Source organism: Rhodococcus sp. IEGM 1305 (assembly GCF_030058635.1).
Lineage (GTDB): Bacteria > Actinomycetota > Actinomycetes > Mycobacteriales > Mycobacteriaceae > Rhodococcus_F > Rhodococcus_F opacus_D.
This window is the reverse complement of the sequence record NZ_JASHKX010000056.1, coordinates 17,090-37,603: the sequence shown is the minus strand read 5'-3', so window position 1 is coordinate 37,603 and position 20,514 is coordinate 17,090. Positions and strand designations below refer to the sequence as shown.

17 protein-coding genes are annotated in these 20,514 nt (G+C 68.5%); 8 read left to right on the top strand and 9 right to left on the bottom strand.

The window, feature by feature from the left end; translation table 11 throughout:
- The first annotated feature begins 199 nt into the window (after nt 1-199).
- The 6 genes from QM693_RS35785 to QM693_RS35760 all read left to right on the top strand — a co-directional run bounded on the left by QM693_RS35785 (nt 200) and on the right by QM693_RS35760 (nt 8,202).
- Nucleotides 200-2,263, top strand: coding sequence for an acetate--CoA ligase family protein (locus tag QM693_RS35785; RefSeq protein WP_283331464.1), 2,064 nt, complete (start codon nt 200-202; stop codon nt 2,261-2,263).
- A 35-nt stretch (nt 2,264-2,298) separates the two neighbouring features.
- Nucleotides 2,299-3,129, top strand: coding sequence for an SDR family oxidoreductase (locus QM693_RS35780; RefSeq protein ID WP_283331465.1), 831 nt, complete (start codon nt 2,299-2,301; stop codon nt 3,127-3,129).
- Entirely contained in the window at nt 3,126-4,559 is a 1,434-nt protein-coding gene (locus QM693_RS35775) for an aldehyde dehydrogenase family protein (protein ID WP_283354667.1), read from the top strand. Before QM693_RS35780 ends, QM693_RS35775 begins: the two co-directional genes overlap by 4 nt.
- 65 nt (nt 4,560-4,624) lie before the next feature.
- Nucleotides 4,625-5,785 carry an acyl-CoA dehydrogenase family protein gene (locus QM693_RS35770; protein WP_283354666.1) on the top strand — a complete coding sequence of 387 codons (1,161 nt, stop codon included), beginning with the start codon at nt 4,625-4,627 and terminating at the stop codon, nt 5,783-5,785.
- A 102-nt stretch (nt 5,786-5,887) separates the two neighbouring features.
- Nucleotides 5,888-7,489 carry a thiamine pyrophosphate-binding protein gene (locus QM693_RS35765; RefSeq protein WP_283354665.1) on the top strand — a complete coding sequence of 534 codons (1,602 nt, stop codon included), beginning with the start codon at nt 5,888-5,890 and terminating at the stop codon, nt 7,487-7,489.
- Nucleotides 7,490-7,566: 77 nt separating this feature from the next.
- Nucleotides 7,567-8,202, top strand: coding sequence for a TetR/AcrR family transcriptional regulator (locus QM693_RS35760; RefSeq protein ID WP_105413268.1), 636 nt, complete (start codon nt 7,567-7,569; stop codon nt 8,200-8,202).
- Nucleotides 8,203-8,205: 3 nt separating this feature from the next.
- On the opposite strand, the gene QM693_RS35755 is transcribed toward QM693_RS35760, so the two are convergent.
- The 3 genes from QM693_RS35755 to QM693_RS35745 are packed head-to-tail and all read right to left on the bottom strand — an operon-like array spanning nt 8,206 to nt 11,824.
- On the bottom strand, nt 8,206-10,170 hold the full coding sequence (locus tag QM693_RS35755; protein ID WP_283354664.1) for an oxidoreductase: 1,965 nt from the start codon (nt 10,168-10,170) through the stop codon (nt 8,206-8,208).
- A 5-nt stretch (nt 10,171-10,175) separates the two neighbouring features.
- Entirely contained in the window at nt 10,176-11,663 is a 1,488-nt protein-coding gene (locus QM693_RS35750) for a cytosine permease (RefSeq protein WP_283354663.1), read from the bottom strand.
- A complete protein-coding gene (locus tag QM693_RS35745; RefSeq protein ID WP_283331470.1) occupies nt 11,663-11,824 on the bottom strand; it encodes a hypothetical protein in 162 nt (53 codons plus the stop codon). Before QM693_RS35745 ends, QM693_RS35750 begins: the two co-directional genes overlap by 1 nt.
- A 129-nt stretch (nt 11,825-11,953) precedes the next feature.
- Here QM693_RS35745 and QM693_RS35740 point away from each other — a divergent pair, with 129 nt between their 5' ends.
- Nucleotides 11,954-13,354, top strand: a complete 1,401-nt coding sequence (locus tag QM693_RS35740) for a flavin monoamine oxidase family protein (protein WP_349307533.1) — start codon at nt 11,954-11,956, stop codon at nt 13,352-13,354.
- A gap of 85 nt (nt 13,355-13,439) precedes the next feature.
- Here QM693_RS35740 and QM693_RS35735 read toward each other — a convergent pair whose 3' ends face one another.
- Entirely contained in the window at nt 13,440-13,925 is a 486-nt protein-coding gene (locus QM693_RS35735; protein ID WP_283354661.1) for a hypothetical protein, read from the bottom strand.
- A gap of 144 nt (nt 13,926-14,069) precedes the next feature.
- On the opposite strand from QM693_RS35735, the gene QM693_RS35730 reads away from it, so the two are divergent.
- On the top strand, nt 14,070-14,945 hold the full coding sequence (locus tag QM693_RS35730; protein WP_283331473.1) for a cyclase family protein: 876 nt from the start codon (nt 14,070-14,072) through the stop codon (nt 14,943-14,945).
- A gap of 10 nt (nt 14,946-14,955) precedes the next feature.
- On the opposite strand, the gene QM693_RS35725 is transcribed toward QM693_RS35730, so the two are convergent.
- From QM693_RS35725 to egtA, 5 genes are all read right to left on the bottom strand, one after another.
- A complete protein-coding gene (locus tag QM693_RS35725) occupies nt 14,956-16,149 on the bottom strand; it encodes a PQQ-dependent sugar dehydrogenase (protein WP_283354660.1) in 1,194 nt (397 codons plus the stop codon).
- Nucleotides 16,150-16,222: 73 nt separating this feature from the next.
- Complete coding sequence (gene egtD, locus QM693_RS35720; protein WP_283354659.1) at nt 16,223-17,197, bottom strand: L-histidine N(alpha)-methyltransferase; 975 nt, start codon at nt 17,195-17,197, stop codon at nt 16,223-16,225.
- Nucleotides 17,194-17,940 (bottom strand): ergothioneine biosynthesis protein EgtC, encoded by a 747-nt coding sequence (gene egtC / locus QM693_RS35715; protein WP_283354658.1) that lies wholly within the window; start codon nt 17,938-17,940, stop codon nt 17,194-17,196. Before egtC ends, egtD begins: the two co-directional genes overlap by 4 nt.
- 1 nt (nt 17,941) lies before the next feature.
- Nucleotides 17,942-19,246 (bottom strand): ergothioneine biosynthesis protein EgtB, encoded by a 1,305-nt coding sequence (egtB, locus tag QM693_RS35710; protein ID WP_283354657.1) that lies wholly within the window; start codon nt 19,244-19,246, stop codon nt 17,942-17,944.
- Nucleotides 19,246-20,460: an ergothioneine biosynthesis glutamate--cysteine ligase EgtA gene (egtA, locus tag QM693_RS35705; protein WP_283331477.1), complete on the bottom strand. Its 1,215-nt coding sequence runs from the start codon at nt 20,458-20,460 to the stop codon at nt 19,246-19,248. The genes egtB and egtA overlap by 1 nt, the downstream gene beginning before the upstream one ends.
- Nucleotides 20,461-20,514 lie beyond the last annotated feature (54 nt).

The window sequence follows — 20,514 nt, the reverse complement described above, 5'->3', positions numbered from 1 at the left end:
CTGGATGAGTCAACGAATCAGACTTCGCGGGCATCTTGACATGAGGCAACAGGGAGCGCATCGCCTCCCGAGCGGCACCCGCCGCGACAGCGACGAGTGGGTTGACAGCCCCTGTGAGTGCCGCCACAATCTAAATTGACTGATGCGCCAGTTATCTATTTTCCGATCGACAGCACCACGAGATCGAGGAGAGTCCCCTATGACCACTGTGGTGGCCGAGTCCGTCACACAACTGAGCCTGTTCTCCGACCCCGCCTCGGTGGCCGTCGTCGGCGCCTCCGCCGATCCCGCGAAGTGGGGTTACTGGCTGGCGAGTGGCGCCCTGACCGGCGAGCACCGCCGCCGAGTCCATCTGGTCAACAGGAGAACCGACACCCTGCTCGAACGCCAGTGCCACCCGAGCCTGTCGGCCCTCCCCGAGGTCCCCGACCTGGTCGCTCTCTGTGTGCCTGCGCCGTTCGTCTCGGACGTGGTGGACGAGGCCCTCGCACTCGGCGTCCGCGGGTTCCTCGGCATCACCGCAGGCGTTCCCGGCGAAACCGAACTCGCGGCCCGGATCCGAAGGGCCGGAGCACGACTCGTCGGCACCAACAGTCTCGGCATCTACGACAGCGCCACCGACCTCTCGCTGGCGTGGGGACGGTTCACACCGGGGCCGCTCGCGATCATCTCGCAGAGCGGGCAGCTCGGCTCCGAACTCGCCGCGCTCGGCGCCCGGCACGGCGTGGGCGTCTCCCGGTTCGTCTCCATCGGTAACCAGTCCGACGTCACCGCCGCCGAACTGCTCGCCGATCTCGGCGGCCACGACCCGACGCGCGTGATCGCCCTGTACCTCGAAAGCTTCAGCGACGGTGAATCCCTGTTCCGGACGTTGCGCGCCCTGCGCGACACCGGACGACCGACCCTGCTGCTGACGGTCGGCGCCAGCGCCGCGAGCACGCGTCTGGCGCGCTCCCACACGGGCTCGCTCACCTCTGCCCTGGATGTCGTCGACGCCGCGTGCCGCGCAGCGGGAGTGCTCCGCGTGAGCACCCCCGACGAGTTGATCACCGTCGCCCGGGCATTCCTCTCCACCACCGTTCCCGCCGGCAACCGCGTCGCCATCGTCGGCGACAGCGGCGGGCAGTGCGCGATCGCCGCGGACGTGACGAGCGCGAGCGCCTTGACCGTTCCCGACTTCTCCCCCGCGCTCGCCGAATCCGTTGCCCTGCAACTACCGAACGGTGCGGCCAGCAACAACCCGGTGGACCTCGCCGGGGCGGGCGAGCAGGATCTGGGAAGTTACGCGAGCGTCGTCGAACATCTCCTCCGTGCCGACGAGTCGGACGCCGTGGTGCTCACCGGGTATTTCGGCTGCTACGCGCGGGACGCGCCCACTCTCGCCGAACACGAAGCGGCCGTGGCCGAACGGATCGGCCGGGCGTCCGCGGAGACCGGCAAACCCGTCGTCGTCCACACCATGGCTCCGGAATCGAGCACCGCACAGGCGTTGTGGCGGCACGGCGTCCCCGTGTTCGACACGGTCGACTCCGCGGTCCGCGCCCTGTCCGGGCTGTCCCGCCTGCAACCGCCGCAACCGTCGAATCACGTCCTCTCCTGGCCCGTTCCACGGGGCGGACTCCGGCCCGGATACTGGGCCGCGCGTGAACTCCTCACCGAACTCGGTGTCGCTTTCCCCGACGGCGGCATCGTGCACACCCGCGAGGAGGCGATCGAAGTGGCCGGCCGTCTGCGGGCCCCGTTCGTCCTCAAGGCGAGTTGGCTCGAGCACAAGAGCGAGGCGGGCGGCGTCGCGGTCGGCATCGACGGACCCGAACAACTGGCGCGCACCTTCGAGAACATGCACTCACGGCTCGGCGACGGCGACTACGTGCTCGAGGAACAGGACACCCGGGCGGGCACCGTGGAGATCCTGGTCGGCGCGCGCCGTGATCCCGACCTCGGTCCTGTGATCGTGGTGGGTGCCGGCGGCACCGAAACCGAAGTGCTCCAGGACATCTGTCTCGAATCGGCCCCCGTCGGACCTGGCGATGCCCTCGCGATGCTCGAACGCCTCCGCTGCATGCCGCTTCTCCGCGGGTGGCGGGGACGCCCCGCGGTGTCCGTCGACGGCGTGGTCGACGTGATCACGCGGGTGTCCCGGTTGATCGCGGAACGGTCCGACATCGCCGAGATCGAATTGAATCCGGTCCGCGTCGCCCCGGACGGAGCGCTCACCGTCGACGCGCTCGTCGTGGCCGCCGAACCGGCCCCAGCCCCGTGAACCCGCATCCCGAGACAGCACAGGAGAACCATGCGATGACCGAGACCCACTCCCCCGGCCTCGTCCCGAACACCGCCGACGAATTCGAAGACCGCGTCGCCGTCGTCACGGGTGGCGGCTCCGGAATCGGACGCGCCGTCGCGATGCGGTGGGCGGCCGCGGGCGGCACCGTCGTCGTCTTCGGCCGCAGGCAGAACGCGCTCGAGGACACCGTCCGGGCGGCCGAGCAGATCGGCGGGAAAGCCCGGGCCGTGGTGTGCGACGTGCGGGATTCCGACGCCGTGGACGCCGCAATCGACGGAGTGGTCGATCGCTACGGCCGCCTCGACGCGCTCGTCAACAACGCCGCAGGCAACTTCGTGGTTCCCAGCGAGGACCTCTCGCCGGGCGGGTGGAAGGCCGTCGTGGACATCGTCCTGAACGGCACGTTCTACTGCACCCGCGCGGCGGGCCGCCACATGCTGGCGACCGGTCGCGGCACCATCCTCAACACCATCGCCAGCTACGCGTGGCACGGTCATCCCGGCACCGTCCACAGTGCGGCAGCCAAGGCGGGTGTCGTCGCGATGACGCGCACGCTGGCCGTGGAATGGGGCGGACGGGGCGTCCGGATCAACTGCATCGCACCGGGACCGACCGAAACCGAGGGAGCCGGGGCGGCCCTGTGGCCCACCGAGCAGGATCGCGCCCGAGTGCTGTCGAGTGTCCCGGCTGCTCGCTTCACGACGCCGGAGGAAGTCGCCGAATCCGCGGCCTTCCTGCTCAGCGACCGCTCCGGCTACGTCACCGGCGAGGTCCTCGTCATCGACGGCGGCCAATGGCTCGGCAAGTCCGTGTACACGGATTCGCGAGCGGCGGCCCGATGACCACCACAATTCACACCACGTGGGACCGCAACTCGATCCTCGTCGGCGGGGACTGGATTCCCGTCACCGACTGCACGCAGGTGAACGACCCGGCCACCGAGTCCGTGATCGGCCGGTCGGCGTCGGCCGGTGCCGACCACGTCGATGCCGCCGTCTCGGCGGCACGTTCCGCCGGAACAGCGTGGGGTGCACGCGCTCCCGGGGATCGCGCCGACATCCTCGACGACCTGTGCACCCACCTGCGCGCGCGGAGGCAACTCCTCGTCGACACCACCGTCGCGGAAGTGGGAGCCCCGGTGACCGTGGCCAAGGAAGCGCACATCGACCTCGGTATCGAGATCCTCACATCGTATGCGCGGCTCGCCAGGGACCTTCCCTTCCGGGAACGGCTGGGCCGGACGCTGCTGTTGCGCCGCCCCGCGGGTGTCGTCGCGTGCATCACGCCGTGGAACTACCCCTTCTACCAGCTCGCGGCCAAGGTGGGAGCGGCTCTCGCGGCGGGATGCACAACCGTCGTCAAGCCGGCCGAACTCACCCCGCTGTCCACCTACCTGTTCGCCGACGCTGCACTCGATGCCGGCGTTCCGCCCGGGGTTCTGAACCTGGTTCCGGGCAGCGGTCGAACGGTGGGGGCCGCGCTGGCCGCGCATCCCGGGGTCGATGTGGTGTCCTTCACCGGCTCCACCGCCGTCGGCAGGGGCGTCGCGCACGCCGCCGCCGAATCCCTGAAACGCGCGTGCCTCGAACTCGGCGGCAAGTCGGCCTCCGTGGTGCTCGGCGATGCCCCACTGCCGGCGGCGGTCACCGCGACCGTCGACGCCGCCATGCTCAACTCGGGTCAGACGTGCAGCGCGTGGACTCGTCTGCTCGTGCCGCGCACACGGTACGAGGAGGCGGTCGAACTCGCCGCCGTTCACGCCGGCACGTTGCGGGTGGGTGATCCCCGGGATCGCGCGACGCAACTCGGCCCGGTGATCTCGGCTGCGCAGCGACGATCGATCGCGGAGGCGGTCGACGCGGCGGTCGCCGGCGGGGCCCGTCTGGCAGCGGGAGGTTCCGGTGTGCCCGCAGGCCTCGAAACGGGCCACTACCTGCGGCCGACCGTGCTCGCCGACGTCGGACCGCACGACCCGATCGTGCGCAACGAGATCTTCGGGCCGGTGCTGGTCGTCCTCCCGCACGACGGCGACGAGGACGCGATCCGGCTCGCCAACGACAGCGACTACGGGCTCGGCGGCGCCGTGTGGTCGGCCGACCCGGAACGGGCCCTGAGCGTCGCGGCCCGGATGGACACCGGTCAGGTCGACATCAACGGCGCCCCGTTCAACCCCGAGGCCCCGTTCGGCGGCTGGAAGTCCTCCGGCCTGGGCCGGGAGCTCGGCCGGTTCGGCGTCGAGGAGTTCACCGAGCTGACGGCGGTGCAGCGCTGACCCGACGCACCCCACACCCCAGTCCCACACAGACACAACCGTATTCGAAGCGAAGGAACCGCGATATGACCACCACCAACATCCCCGCCTGGCCCCTGACCGACGAGCAGAAGCAGATCATCGAGCTGTGCCGGGACTTCGCGCAGAAGGAGATCCGGCCCCGCGGCCGGGAGGTCGACGAGGCGGATGTCGTGACGCCCGTCGACATCTTCGCCAAGGCCGCCGCGGTCGGCATCACCGACTTCATGATCCCCGAGGAGTTCGGCGGAGGCGGCATGGGCGACGTCTTCACCCAGTGCCTGGTGCAGGAGGAACTGTGCTGGGGTGACCCCGGCATCGGAAACCTCGTGTGCTCCAACGGCTTCTTCTCCGATCCGATCATGGTGCTCGGCACCGAGGAGCAGAAGAAGCAGTGGCTCGGCCCCCTCACCGGTCCGAACGCCCCGATGACCTCGCTGGCCACCACCGAACCGGGATCCGGCTCGGATGCGGCGTCGATCGTCACCACGGCCGAGCGCGTCGACGGCGGCTACCGGCTGGGCGGGCAGAAGTCGTGGATCTCCAACGCCGGCGCCGCCCAGTTCTACGTCGTGTTCGCCAAGACCGACCGCACGCAGCGGTCCGGTGGCGTCTCCGCATTCCTCCTCGAAAAGGGCGCCGAGGGAATGACCTTCGGTGAGCCGATGAAGAAGATGGGACAGCGCGCCATCGTGTGCCGGGAGATCTTCTTCGACAACGTGTTCGTCCCCGAGGAGAATCGTCTCGGCGAGGAAGGACAGGGTTTCTACGGTCTGATGGGCACATTCGACATCTCCCGGGTCGTGCTCGGGGCGGCCGCCGTCGGCGCCGCCCGGGCCGCCTACGAGTACGCCCTCGACTACGCCAAGACACGGAAGCAGTTCGGGGTGCCGATCATCGAGCATCAGGCCGTCGCGTTCCGGTTGGCAGACATGGCGACGCGGATCGAATCCGCCCGGCTGCTCGTCCATCACGCCGCCCGCATCATCGACAGCGGCGGCAACGCCCGGGGCATCGCCGCCATGGCGAAACTGACCGCGTCCGAAACCGCCATGTTCGTCACGCACGCCGCGGTACAGACGCTCGGCGGTTGGGGCTATTCCCGCGAGTACCCCGTCGAGCAGTGGATGCGCGACGTGAAACTGGAGGAGATCGAGGAAGGCACGTCCGACATCATGAAGCTCGTCATTTCCCGGAACCTGGACTGAGCCGCGCGGGTGCGGGACGCGGAGACGCCTTCGCCCCGCACCCGCCCGGGTACCCGCGCACCATCCGCACACGAACACTGCACAGCCCATGGGAGGGCATCGATGACAAGCCAGAACGGCGGCCAGGCACTCGTCGCGGCTCTCGCCGCACACGGAGTCGACACGGTCTTCGGAATTCCGGGCACCCACAACCTCGCCGTCTACGCCGCCTTGGCCGACTCGCCGATCCGCTCCGTCCTGACCCGGCACGAGCAGGGAGCCGGCTACGCCGCCGACGGATATGCCCGCGTGACGGGCAAACCCGGCGTGTGCCTGACCACCACCGGCCCCGCCATCCTCAATGCCGCTGCCGCAGCGGCGCAGGCGTGGTCGGATTCGGTCCCGGTTCTCTTCATCTCACCGGCCCTGCCACTCACCCACCCGGGGAGGGGAAACGGCTACCTCCACGAGGTGAAGAATCAGCAGGCCGCGCTCGAGGCGATCGTGTCCTACAGCCACCGGGTCACCAGTGTCGCCGAGATCCCCCGCGCAATCACCTACGCCTTCGCCGCCATGAGCTCCGGCAGACCGCGACCGGTGCACATCGAGATCCCCGTCGACATCCTCGACGCGGAAGCCGACGTCCGGATCGTGGCACCGGTCCAGTCCGCTCCGCTCGCCGCTCCCCAGCACGCGGTGACCGACGCGGCACAGCGTCTCGCCGCCGCACAGTCTCCCGTGCTGGTCGTGGGCGGCGGGGCCCGCTCGGCGGCGCCGCAGGTCCGCGCCCTCGCCGAACGTCTGTCCGCTCCCGTGGTCACGACGACCAACGGGAAGGGAGTCCTCGACGAGGACCACCCACTGTCGGTGGGCGCCGGCGTTCACCATCCGTCGGTCCGCGCCGTGCTCGAGGCCGCCGACTGCGTTCTCGCGATCGGGACGGAGTTCGCACCCTCCGATTTCTGGTACGGCCCGGTCGAACTGGACCACAAGCTGATTCGCATCGACGTCGACCCGACGTCGATGACCACGAACGCCGATCCCGCCATCCGCCTGCTGGGCGATGCCGGGACCACGGTGTCGCAACTGCTCGACGTCACGAAGATGCGGAAGGATCCCGGCGCCTGCGAGCGGGCCGCGTCGCTCCGACGGGGACTGCGTGCCGATGCCGCCGCCGAGGGCGCTCCGTGGCTGGACATGATGACCGCCATCGCACCGGTCGTCGACGAATCCACGGTGATCGCCGGGGACAGCACGATGGCCTGCTATTACGGTGCGCTGTCGAACCTCACCGTGCACCGCCCCGGCGGATTCCTGTACCCGACGGGACAGGGGACGCTGGGATACGGTCTGCCCGCGGCGATCGGCGCGTCCGTCGCCGACCCGGACGCGCGGGTCCTGGCGATCCTCGGCGACGGCGGGGTGATGTTCACCCTTCCCGAGCTCGCGACCGCGGCGCAGCTTCGATTGCCGCTGCCCATCGTCGTCGTCGACAACGGCGGTTACGGCGAGATCCGCAACGAGATGGCGGACCGCGGCGACACCGTCCACTCGGTAGCCCTCGGCGGCATCGACTTCCCCGCCGTGGCGCGGGCGATGGGATGTCACGGACGAGCCGTCGAGTCCCCCGCGGCGCTGACGGACGCGATCGCGGCGGCGTTCGACGCGGATCGCCCGACCCTCCTGCACATCCGTGAGAACAGCAGGGCAACGCAGCAGGGGTGACGGCTACGCTGGTTCGGCCGAACTCTCGACTACGGTCTCTGTAGACGAGACGTCACATCCTAGGAGTTGAGAGCGCGATGCCACGCCCCAGCGTTGAAGCGGAACGTCGAGAACAGATCCTTCAAGCGACGTGTGAAGCCATCGCCGAGCTCGGCTTCCGCGCCGTCCGGATCGCCGACGTCGCGACACGGGCCGGGGTGAGCAACGGGACGATCCACTACTACTTCGATTCCAAGGATGCGCTGCTGCATGCGGCGTTCCAGTTCAACTTCGAGCACTCGCTGGAACGACGGCGATGGATCATGGAGAAGAGCGACGTCCCGCTCGTGCGGCTCCACCGGCTCGTGGAGTCGTACCTGCCCGCCGGGCCGGAGACGATCACGGCCTGGCGGGTGTGGGTGGAGCTGTGGGCGTCCGCGCTCGGCAACGTCGAACTCCAGGAGCTCAACGACACCGTGTACGGAGAGTGGCGCGGGGTGGTCCGGGAGACCGTCGAGGCCGGTGTCGAGCAGGGCGCTCTGCGGGTGAAGGATCCCGGGGCCGCCACCGACATGCTCCTCGGCCTTCTCGACGGCCTCGCGATCCAGGTGCTCACCGGTTCCACCCTGATGACTCCGACGCGGATGCGGGCGGTGTGCGACGACTTCATCGACGCCATCACCGTCGACAAGCACCGGGTCGCGTCGACCGCCCGCAAACGCACCGCCAAGTAACCGTCAGAGCGCCGATGCGACGGTGAGCCCTTCCAGCACAGCTTCTTCCACGGTGCGCGGCGACAGGCAGTCACCGACGGCATGGATCCGCTCCCGCGGGAACCCGTCGACCTCCAGCAGATCGGTGACCGACGCATGTCCCTGGGCGAGAACGACTGCGCTGACGCCGTCGACCAGCACGGGCCGTTCGGTGAGCGTGTGCTGCAGATAGGCCGTGTCGTCGTCCGCGCCGCGCAAGCGGACGTTGGGAAGGATCTCGACCTTCGCCTCCACCGCCGCGGCCACCATCGCGTTCCGCACGTACTGCTGGAGGTGTTCGCCCGCAGCGTATCCGGTGACCGCGAGCGTGACGCGGTGGCCGAGCCGGGCGAGGTGGTTCGCGACACCCAGCCCGATCCAGTCGCCGCGCCAATCGGCGACGAGGACCCTGCCGGCGGGGAGTGTGCGCCCGCGGATCACGTCCCACGCCTCCACCAGATGAGGCTCGTCGAGCGTCTCGATCCCGGGGCGGAACGGCCTCGCACCGGTCGCGACGATCAGCTCGTCGGGTTGTTCCGACCTGACCAGTCCGGGGTCGACCGTCGTCCCGGTCACGAACCGCACACCCGCCCGGCGTGCCTCCCCCTCCAGGTTGGTGACGGCGCCGCCGAACTCGCTCCTGCCCGGCAGCAGTTCGGCCAGCAGCACCTGGCCTCCCACCCGGGGCGCCGCCTCGTACAGGGTCACCCGGTGCCCACGCTCCGCGGCCACCGCGGCCGCTTTCAGCCCACCCGGTCCGCCGCCGATCACCATGACGCTCTTCGGCCGGCGTGTGATCTGCAGAGTTCCGAAACGCACTTCGCGGCCGGTCTCCGGATGCTGGATGCACGAGATCGCGCACCCTCGCTGGAAATGCCCCATGCACGCCTGATTGCAGCCGATGCACGCGCGAATCGAATCGACCTCGCTGCGTTCGGCTTTCGCGGGCATCGCGGGGTCGCAGATGAGGGCGCGGGTCATCGCACACGCGTCGGCCTGCCCCCGCGCGATCACCGTGTCTCCCTCGTGCGGTTGATTGATCCTTCCCGCCACGATCACCGGAACCCGGACCACCGATTTGACGGCCGCGGCCAGCGGAGCGGTGTAGGCGGCGGACTCGGTCATCGGGGCGGCGATGTGCACCGCGCCCGACAGACTCGACGAACTCCCGGCGCACACACTGACGTAATCGAACAGTCCGTCCGCGTCCAGCGACGCGCACACCGCCTGCGATTCGTCCGGCCGCAGTCCGTCGTTGCCCATCTCGTCGCCGGAAATCCTCATCCCGACCACGAAGTCGCGGCCGACCGCCGCACGGACGGCCGCGAGTGCGGCGCGGAGGAATCGCTGGCGATTCTCCGACGACCCGCCGTACTCGTCCGTGCGGAGGTTGGTGCGGGGGTTGAGGAACTGTGCCGGTAGATAGCCGTGGCTCGCGACGATCTCGACGCCGTCGAGTCCGGCGCGCTGCAGTCTCCGTGCAGCGTCGCCGTACCCCCGCACGACCGCGTCGATCTCGCCCGCCGTCATCGCTCTCGGCATCATGTGGAAGCGTTCGCTCGGCACGGCGGACGGTGCCAGCGCGACGGGAGTGGACCCGTCCTGCGACTCCAGGATCTCCCGGCCGGGATGGAAGATCTGCCCGACGACGACACACTCGTGGCGGTGACAGACGTCGGCGATGCGCCGGTACCCCGGGATGCAGTCGTCGTCCGTCGCCATCAGCACGTGGGACGTGTAGCGGGCGGTCTCGTGAACGCCTGCGACCTGGACCACGATCATGCCGACACCACCGGCGGCGCGGGCTTCGTGGTAGGCGACCAGTTCGTCGGTCACCTTCCCCTGCTGCACGAGAACGGTGTCGTGCCCGGAAGACACGATGCGGTTCGCGAGCGTCACGTTCCCGATGCGAAGCGGGGAGAACAGGTGGGGAAAGAGCTGTGACGTCATATCTTTCACCTTTCGACGCCCGCGGCGACGCGCGGCCGGCGGTCGTAGCCGCCGAGTCCGAGCGGCTGCACGAACGTCTTGGTCAACACGGCGTGGAGCGTGCCGGCGACGAGGAACGCCGGAATCGAGGCGGTGGTGTACGGAAAGAGCGAGGACGGAATGTAGGTGACCGGATTGAGCAGCAGAGCGTACGTCGCCGCGCCCGCAGCCACGGAGGCGAACGCGAAGGCGTTCACACCACCCCAGTACCCGTAGCAGGAGCGCGCACTGGGCAGGTACAGGTCGCGAATCCGCAGGACACCCCGGCGCAACAGGAAGAAGTCGACTATCTGCACGGCGCACAGCGGCGCCACGAGAATCGCACCCCAGGACAGGAATCGACCGTAGTTGTCGTAGACGGCCGAGGGGAAGAAGACGAGGATCGCAGCGGGTCCGAGGATGAATGCCACCAGCACCGGCCAGGGCGTGCCGCGGAGCAGCTTCCCGCCACCGCCCTTGAGCGCCACCATGGAGGCGTACCCCTGGGAGAGGATGGCGGTGACGTTGGCGAAACCGATGACGATCAGGGCCAGGACGCCCAGCACGACTCCGGCGAGCGGGATCATCCACTCCGTCGGATCTTCGAGGTTCAGCGCCAGCGCCGCGAAGACACCGACGACCGCCGCGGCCACGGACGCGGCGAAGAGTCCGAGCCAGTTCGGCCAGAACGCCGCACGCGGACCCCGGGTGAGCCGCGCCAGGTTTCCGACGTTCGGCCACCACGCGAACCCGCCGGCGATGTTCAGTTCGATCGCGACCATGAAACTGGTGTGTGGGTCGCTCTCCGGGTCGAGCGGGGGCAGACTGGCCAACTCGGACCAGGATCGCTTGGTGAACACCATGACGAGAATCCCGACGATGATGAGGACGAGGACGGGTGCGATCACCCGGCACACGGACTCGACCGAGACCGGTCCCCGGGCGAGGACGAGCCAGGACAGGACCACCGCCACCAGCCCCAACAGGCTCACTGCCGCGCCGGTCTGGGAGATCTCGACCCCGAAGACGTTGTCGATGACGTTCACCAGGCCGTGCCCGAACATGATGGCCAGAACGGCCGACCACGCCGCCGCGAAGAGCGTGGACATCACGACCATCACGATTCGGGCGCCGTTGCTGCCGAATACGCTGCGCAGTCCGACGAATTGCTCGATGCCGTACTTCGCCGACGGCAGGCAGGGCGCGAGCGAGACGAGGAAGACGCTGATCGCGTAGCCGATGACGATGCTCGCGATCGCCTGTACCGCGCCGACGTAGTACGCGACGGCGGCGCCCTGCAGAAACGCCCAGGTCGCCACGGCCAAGCCGATGTTGACCGCCGAGTAGTCCCAGAAGCCCCAGATCCGCTCCGCCGGCAACAACGGCAGTTCGTTCATCGTGGCGTCCGTGCCGTCGCCGGTCCCGCCTGTACTTCCCAGTTCCGTGGTGCGGTCCTGCCGCTGCCCGTCCAGCATCAGTACGCCCACCAGAGCATGACGGTGATCGTGGCGACGATCCCGGCGATCGCCGCCGCGACGTCCCGCCACGGAAGGTCGGGCAGGATCATCCCGCCTCCGCCGGGGGATTCCAGGAGGAGCAGTCGCCTCTCGAGTTCCTGTTCGAATGCGTCGTCCACGCGATCCCCATTTCTGATTGGCGGGCCAGTTATCAATAGTCTGTGGCACGGGTCACAGCGTGTCAACCCTCGAATCCTCCCGCAAGAAACCAGAATTGAGTATTGACTGGCGAGCCAATCAAGAACAGGATGCTGGTCATGACGAACACGAAGGATCACCCGACTGCCCTACCGGCCCACGTTCGGACCGTCGTGGTCGGCGCGGGGTACGCAGGCCTGTCCGCCGCACTCTCGCTGCACGACGACGGCATCGACACCGTGGTCCTCGAGGGTTCCGGCCGAGTCGGCGGGAGGGTGTGCTCCGAACGGCGAAGGGACGGTGTCGTCGTCGACCACGGCGGGCAATGGGTCGGCCCCACCCAGAAACACCTGCTCGCCCTCGCCGAACGCTTCGACCGCCCGACCTTCCCCACGTACAACACGGGCGAGCACATCGAGCTGTGGCCCGACGGTGCACAGCGGCGCTACACCGGCGCCGGTCCCGACGACGGCCCCGGCATGGACGAATACCTGGCTGCCGCCGACCGCATCGACGAACTCGCGAGGACCATCGACCTCGACGACCCCACGGCCACTCCGGACATCGAGAAGTGGGACAGCGAGACCGTCCACTCCTACTTCGAGCGGACCGTCGCGAACGAAGACGCCCGTCGGCGACTCGCGCTCGCCGTCGAGGGGGTGTGGTCGATCGAGCCGCGCGATCTGTCGCTGTTCCATCTGCTGTTCTACGTCGCATCGGCCGGCGGATTCGACCAGCTGATGGAAACCGAGGGCTGCGCGCAGGAGCGCCGATTCCGGGACGGAGCACAGTCGACGGCGCTGGCTGTCGCAGAGTATCTCGGCGACCGGGTCCACGTGAATACGGCGGTGCGTCACGTCGAGCACACCACCGACGGCGTGCGGATCGAGACCACCCGGGGAACGATTCTCGCCGACACCGTCGTCATGGCACTGCCGCCGTCGGCCACCCAGCGAGTCACGTTCACTCCCCCGCTGCCGGTCTCGCGCACCCGATGGGTCGAACGCAGCCCGATGGGCGACGTAGCCAAGGTGCACGCCGTCTTCGACACCCCGTTCTGGCGTGCCGACGGACTGTCCGGCCAGGCCACGATCTACGGCGACCGCGCCGTCGGAGTCGTGTTCGACAACTCCCCCGAAGATGCCGGACACGGTGTGCTCGTGTGCTTTGTCTACGGCGACCGCCAGCGGTCCTGGTCGGCGCTCTCCGACGACGACCGCCGGGCCGCGATCATCGACACTCTCGTCGAACTCTTCGGCGACCGCGCCGCGTCACCGGTCGACTACACCGAGAAGATCTGGCCGCAGGACCAGTGGGCGCGAGGCGGATATGCGGCGAGCCCCACCCCCGGAACGTGGTTCGCACACGGGCACGACGGCTGGCGCGCTCCCGCGGACCGCATCCACTGGGCGGGCTCGGAGACCGCGAGCATCTGGAACGGCTACATCGACGGCGCAATCTCCTCCGGCGCGCGTGCTGCCGAGGAGATCCGGAAGCAACTGCCCCACTGAACCAACGGGACGCTCGTTCGATCTGACGCAACGAGCGTCCCGTTCGTGCGGAGGGCGGAGCAGCGGCGGGGAGCCGCGAGGACGCTCAGGGGACGAAGAAGTACCCCAGCCCCGGAACGATCGTCGCCGAGGATTCGCCGAGGACGGTCGCCGTCACGTGCCCCGACCCTGTGGGCACGTCGACTACCGGTTCTCTGCCGGGCACTCCGAAACTGCCCGACGGAACGGTCACCGTTCCGGTCGCCCCCGTGCTGAGATTGAGCCACCGCACCGTGGTGGCGGAGGTGTACGTCGTGCAGTTCGCTCCCGGGGTGAACGCCGGGCACATGCTCGTCGCCGACAGCCGCGCGATCCCCGGTCCCGGACTCGCGCCGGTGGAGGCGGCAAGCGACACCGTCGCGAAGGGAAACGGGTCACCGATGACCCCGGTGAACGGGACCTGGAACGCCGTCGTGGTCACCGACACCGGATCCGGTACGGCGGCGGCGATGCCGGCGGACGCGGTGGTCAGCGCCACCGCTGCGGCGCAGGTGCCGACGATCGTGCCGAGACGTCTGTTCCTCGTTGCCATGGTCAACCCTTCGTCACGTCGTGGAATCATGTTCCGGCTCTTCGACTGTATCGATCGACCACGTCGCACGTGCGCACTCTGGGGTACCGGCGCGGCGAACCTTATGATGTAGCGAACCGCGACCGATCAGCGAAGGAGCCGCGTATGTGCTCGCCCCGCATCATGACTCACGTCTACGGAACCATCGAGAAGCGCGGCGCCCCGATGAGTCGACGGTCGTTGTTCGGAGCGGTGGGCGCGGCAGCACTGGCGGCAGCGGTCGCACCGGCGACGGCATCGGCTGCCCCGACATCGGAGGCGTCGGTCGTCGATCTCACCCATGTGCTCACTCCCAGCTTTCCCGTGTGGCCCGGCGCCCAGCAGTTCGCGATGCGGACGGTGGCGCGGATCGGCAACGCTCCGATTCTGCTCGGCTCCGTCGCAATCGGCGCTCCCAGTGCGTTCTACAAGAACGAACTCCGCTACGACGAGCACACCGGCACGCACGTCGACGCGCCGGCGCATGCAAGCGTGGACGGCCTCACCGTCGAGCAGATTCCGCCCCGCGACCTGGTGGTTCCCCTCGCCGTCGTGGACATATCGGTGCGGGCCCGAGCCGACAACGACACGCTGCTCACCCGGCAGGACCTCCTCGACTGGGAGTCCGATCACGGCCCGCTTCCCGACCGTTGCATGGTGGCGATGAACTCGGGATGGGACGGCCGCGCCGCTCAGCCCGCGACGTTCACCAACCAGGACAACACGGGTGTGCAGCACACACCCGGATTCGACCCGGACGCCGTCGAGTTCCTCGTCCGGGAACGCGACATCGTCGCGTTGGGATCGGACACCCTCAGTGTCGACGCGGGCCGTAGCACCACATACGGAGCACATCTCGCGGCGCTCGGCGCCGGGAAGTACGCGGTGGAAGCTCTCGCGAATCTGTCGCAGGTTCCACCGTCCGGCGCAACCGTCATGGTCGGCGCCCCCACCCACGCAGGAGGATCCGGCGGCCCCTGCCGGACCCTCGCGTGGTTCTGACGTGTGAAGGTCAGCCCTGCGGGGTGACCCGGAGAACCTGGTCGGTGGAACCGTTGTCCGTGGTGACGAGCAGCGAACCGTCGGCGGTCGGGGTGACCGACCGGAGGCGACCGTACTGGTTCTGCAGGCCGAACGTCTGCGCCGTCACCGACTGCCCGTCCGCGGCGAGACGCAGGAAGATCAGTTGTTTCGTCTTGAGGCCGCCCATGACGAGTGCGCCGTCCCACGGTCCCCAGCCGGGGCCGGTCACGAAGGCGGCACTTCCGGTTGCGAGGGTCGTGCTGCCCGAACTCCACGCCGCGGCAACGGCTCCCGGGACGCGCGACGGATCCGTCATCGGCACGGATTCGTCGTAGATGCCGGGGATCCGATCGGGCTTGTAGCCGTAGTTCCCTCCCGCGACCAGGAGGTTCACCTCGTCGTCGCGGGTCGTTCCCTGATCCACGGCGTAGATGCGGCCCGTACCGGGCTGTTGCGCGAGACCCTGCGCGTTCCGGTGCCCCAGGGTGTAGACGGGGCTCGCCGGGTCCGGATTTCCGGCGGCGGGGGTGCCGTCGGTGTTGATGTGGAGAGTCTTGCCGCCCAGCGAGTTCGGATCCTGCGACACGGTCGGCTGCGCCGTGTCGCCGGTGCCGACGAACAGGGTGCCGTCGGCGGCCGTCAGTATCCGGCAACCGCCGTGACGTCCCTCGTTGACAGGGATTCCGGTCAGGATTGCGGCACCGCGGGTCAGGGTCGTCCAGCCGGCGTCGACGGTCCACGACTGGATCCGGATGTCGGTGACGCCACCGCCCTGGAATCCCTGGCACGTGTACAGGGTGCGCGTGTGCGTGAAATTGCTCGCGAGTGCAATACCCATCAACCCGGTCTCGGACTGCGCGTACAGGTCCGAGAGATCGGCGGTGACCGGGCCGGTGCTTCCGTCCGCACGCCGGACGAAGAACCCGCCCGACCGCTGACCGGTGAGGACCGCGCCGTCCGGGGCCTGCACCGCGTCCCACGGATGGTCGAGCCCGTCGAGAATCGGAGTGACCGTCAGCGCCGGAAGCGTGTCCTCCGTGGGAATTCCCGGGCCGTCGCTACCCGAACCGAGGCTTCCCGTGTCGAATGGGAAGGGCAGCGGCTGAGCGGAGGACTGTGCGGCGGGGAAGCCGATCACGGACGCGGTGGCGAGAGCGAGGACAGCGAGCTTCGAAGGACGCACAAGTTCTCCTCGGGTCGATTGCGCACTACGCGGTCACTATAAGCGCGATCGTGCCCGAAGTTGATCTTGTCGGTCAGTTCCGCGCGGCGCACACCAGCGCGAAGCGGTCGTCGGGATCGGTCCAGGTGCGGTCGACGTCGAATCCCGCCTCCGCCAACTCCCGTCGGATCCCGTCGAGGGTGAACTTGGCCGAGATCTCCGTCCGCAGCTGCTCACCCGCGGTGAACTCCACGTCCAGATCCAGCTCCTCCACGCGGATCGACATCGCACGCTCGGCCTCGAGCCGCATCTCGATCCACTCGTTGTCGGCGTCCCACAGCGCGACGTGCCGGAACTCGTCCACCGGGAAGTCGGCGTCGAGCTGCGTGTTGAGTACCTGCAGGACGTTGCGGTTGAACTGGGCTGTCACCCCGGCGGCGTCGTCGTATGCGGGGACGAGGACGGCGGGATCGATCACCAGTCCGACACCGAGGAGGAGGTGCTCCCCCGGTTCGAGGACGTCAGCGATTCCGGAGAGGAACTCCGCACGCTCGGCCGGAACCATGTTTCCGAGGGTCCCACCGAGGAACGCGATCGTGCGGCGCCCACCGCGTGGAAGGTGGTGCAGCGACTCGGTGAAGTCGCTGACGACACCGCGCACGGTCAGATTCGGGAACTCCACGCCGATCTGCTCCGCCGCACCCTCGAGCGCGGACACCGACACGTCCTGCGGCACGTACGTATGGAGACTTCCGTGCCGCGTACCGGCGCCCAGCAGGAGCCGTGTCTTCTCCGAAGACCCGGATCCGAGTTCCACGAGAATCTCCGGCGCCGCGACCTCGGCGATCTCCCCCGAATATCGTCTGAGCAGTTCCCGTTCCGTACGCGTCGGGAAGTATTCGGGCAACGCGGTGATCTGCTCGAACAGCTCGCTCCCGCAGGCGTCGTAGAAGTATTTGGGAGGCAGCCATTTCGGGTTCGACGTGAGCCCGACGGTGGCGTCCTTGCGCAGAGCGGCCTTGAGCTGCTCGGGCTGCAGGTACACCTCGAGGGTCGGTGTGGTGGTCATCGTGCTCCCATCTCGAGCGGGGTGACGAGCAGGTGTCCGGGGCGTGCGCTGACGAAGTGACGGTCCGGAATCGATTGCCATGCGGGGTTGTCGTCGTAGGGTTCGGACATCACGATGGCCCGCTCGTCGTCGACGAGCGCCGACAGCGAGTGATGCCAGGTGGTGGCCCACAGTTCGCTGCCGTTGCCGAGCAGCAGATTCAATCGCGAGTTCGGGGCAGCGGCGACGACGTCCTGTACGAGCGCACTCATCGCCTTCTCGGGGTCCTGCTCGCCGAGCGCCCGACGTAGGAGCAGCCACAACGCGGCCGAGTCGGTCGGTGCCTCGAGTTGCAGCAGATCGTTCACGGGGAGTTCCGCGGCGAGCGCGCCGAGCGACTCCGGCCACCCGCGCACCACCCCGTTGTGACTGAAGGCCCAGGTCTCGTCGGAGAACGGTGCACAGGCCGTGTGTTGCACCGGCATCCCGACCGTCGCCGACCGTGCGGCGGCCACCACGGCGCGGGAGCGGATGTTCGGCAACGTCTCTCGCACGACGGGGTCGGACCAGAGCGGCTGGGCACTGCGGTAGCGGGAGAAACCGTCCGATCCCCACCAGCCCACACCGAATCCGTCGGCGTTGACGGTCCCGCCACCTCTCATGTCGCGTGGCGCGTAGGACTGGCGCAGGAGCGAGTTCTCGCCACGACTCAAGAGGTCGCCCACCGACTGCTCCGGTCCCAGATAGCCCAGGTGTCGGCACATCTCAGCGGTCGTCCCCCGGAAGGTCCCGAGCACAGCGGAATCCGGAGAAGATCTGCCTCCGGATCGGGTGGTCCCAGTTGCGGAACGTCCCACGGCACGCCACCGGATCGGTGCCGAACGAACCGCCGCGCAGCATGCGGTAGTCGCCGCCGTAGAACACCTCCGAGTACTCGCGGTACGGGAACGCCGAGAACCCGGGGTAGGGCTCGAACGGCGACGACGTCCACTCCCACACGTCGCCGATCAGCTGATGGACGCCGAGCGGGGATGCCCCCGACGGATATGCCCCGACCACCGCGGGACCGAGGTGACGTTGCCCGAGGTTGGCGAGCGAGGAGTCGGGTTCGGCGTCGCCCCAGGGGAATCGGCGCGACCGGCCGGTGAACGGGTCCCACCGCGCGGCCTTCTCCCATTCGGCTTCGGTCGGAAGTCTCTTGCCGTCCCAGCGTGCGAAGGCCTCGGCCTCGAAGAAGCAGACGTGCACGACCGGTTCCTGGAGATGGATCGGCTCGGTCACCCCGAACCTCCGTCGCCACCAGGTTCCGCAACCGTCGTTCTCCCAGAACTGGGGAGAATCCAATCCGGCTTCGAGGCGGTGCGCCCATCCCCGCTCACTCCACAACTCGGGCCGCGCGTACCCTCCGTCGTCCATGAACTCGAGGTAGCGGCCGTTGGTGACGGGGACGGCGTCGATCACGAACGCCGGAACGTGCACGCGGTGCGCGGACCTCTCGTTGTCGAGCGCCCACGGATCGTCCGACGTTCCCATCGTGAATTCGCCGGAGGGAATGACCACTTCGTCCTCGTCCATCGCCCCGCCGACACGCGGCGCGCTCTCCGCGGTCAGCACAGCTGGGCCGGTGCGCAGTTGATGGGTGGCGAGCATCGTTTCGGCATGCTGCTGCTCGTGCTGCGCGATCATGCCGAACGCGAATCCGTTCTCCTCGAGCGGCCGGCCCCGGAACGTGCTGCGGTCGAGAACATCCCACGACTTGTCTCGAACGGTGCGTACGTATTCCCTGGCCTCGTCCGGGTTCAGCAGCGGCAGGGACGGCCGGGAGTTCCTCGAATGTTTGAATGCGTCGTACAACTCGTCGATGTCGCGGCGGACCGGTTCCCGTCCTCCGACGTCCCGCACGAGCCACAACTCTTCCTGATTGCCGATGTGCGCGAGATCCCACACGAGCGGGCTCATCAACGGGGAATGCTGTGCAACGAGGTCCTCCCCGTCCACACAGTCCGTCAACCCCGCGGTGCGCTCCCGCGCCCGTGTCAACACGGTCTCGATCTTCTCGCGGGTACCCATCAGCGTTCCTCGCTCGGTGCCTGACCCCGGCAACATCGTTCGGCGGCGGCATCGAGCAGTCTGACGAATTCGGGGTCGGGCGAGTAGGCCGCCGCCAGCGACAGCAGAGCTGTTGCCGCAGCGCGCAGTTCGAGGTCGGCCAGGCCGAACTCGGCCGCGTCCCGCCAGCGTTCAGCGGTGGGCAGCGCCGCGTCGAGCGCCTCGGCCATGGCACCCGGACCCGACAGCAGCGCGTCGATCGCCGCGATGGGAACCCGCCACTGGTCACCCGGTTGCGCGTCGAGGTAGCGCACCTCGAGATGACCGGCCGCGCGCACGGGCGGAAACAGGGTGGTGAGGTGATAGTCGAGGTCGGCGGGCGTCGGGCGACCGATCACGTCGTCCAGTGCGCCCTCGACCCAGTCCGCGAAAGTTGCACCGTCGGGCGCTGTCCAATCCGTTCCGTCGTTGCGGATGCACAGCAACGGCACGTCCAGTACCCACCCTGCATAGTCCGCGATGTGCGGAGTTCCGGTGGTGCGCGGCGAATCGAGTTCGAGCCACGTTCGCATCCGCTGCGACGCCCATTGCCCATCGGGCACCCCGTAGAGCCGCGGCGAACACGCGAAGGCCGCGATCAATGCGGGACCGATGGCATGGAGCAGATGCCACCGCTTCTCCACCGCAACCGGATCGGCCCCGGCGTCCACGCTGATCTGCGTTGCGGCGGTGTTGCACATCATCAGTTTCCCGAAGGGCCCGATGCCGGTGAAGCGGGATTCCATGGCGCAGTACCGCGGCGATTGGAGGAGACGTTGAGCGGGCCGGCGAGTGTCCGCGGCCTCGGACGACATGAGGATCGATCGGGAAGACAGCAGGTCCGCGAGAACCGCCTGATCGGCGACGAGATAGTCGCACAATTCGCGTGCGGAGTAATAGGGGGCGCTGGACAGTTCGATCTGTCCGCCGGGTTCGACCGTGACGGCGCTGCCGCCGGGAAGGAGCTGAGCAGGAGAAGAGGGATCGATGGTTCTGGGAGTGTGCGGCCCGAGAGCTTCGGCGAGAGCGGCGAGGTCGGGGCGCACGTATTCCGGCAGTTGCGCGGTCAGCCACTCCAATTCCGCGCCGATCAGCTGCGGTGGCCCCAGTTTGAAGCACACACCACCCAGGTACGCCTCCGCCGCCGGCCGCGACGTGAAACACGTTGCCTCGACGGACTGAACTGCAGTAGCCATTCGACCCTCCCCTTCGGGCGCCGCCTGAACGTCGTTATCGACATTAGAGCGCCT